Raw genomic sequence first — 390 nt, 5'->3', positions numbered from 1 at the left:
CACCCAGGGAATGACCATCGACCAGCCCTCGACGCAGCGCAGCCGGTAGATGCGCTCCTCCTGCGGGCTCAGCTTGAGCAGGTCTTCGATGGCGAACTTGCCGGGCTTGTTGACGAGGCCTTCCACCTCCACCGTCCACGGCGAGGTCTTCAGCGTGTGCGCGTTGCGGGCCGGATCGCTCTTGTCGACGCCGAATTCGTAGAAGTTGTTGTAGGTGCTGGCGTCCTTGTAGTCGGTCAGCTTCTCGATGGTGGTGGCGCCCGGCACCTTGCTGGGAACGCTGGGCAGGGCCGCCAGCTTGCCGGGCCGGGGCGTCTGCGCCAGGGCCTCGCGACCGGCCCAGGCCGCCAGGGCCGCGCCGGCGGCGCCCGTGGCCATCAGCTTGAGGAG

At 68.7% G+C, this 390-nt stretch carries 1 protein-coding gene; it reads right to left on the bottom strand.

Translation table 11 applies throughout. The annotated features are described in order from the left end of the window. Positions 1-390 (bottom strand): molybdopterin-dependent oxidoreductase (locus tag FJV41_RS57665; protein WP_141649701.1); only part of this gene is annotated, 390 nt, incomplete at both ends.

The organism is Myxococcus llanfairpwllgwyngyllgogerychwyrndrobwllllantysiliogogogochensis, from assembly GCF_006636215.1.
Lineage (GTDB): Bacteria > Myxococcota > Myxococcia > Myxococcales > Myxococcaceae > Myxococcus > Myxococcus llanfairpwllgwyngyllgogerychwyrndrobwllllantysiliogogogochensis.
Note: the sequence above shows the minus strand (reverse complement) of the source record. Positions and strands in the feature narration are given on the sequence as shown.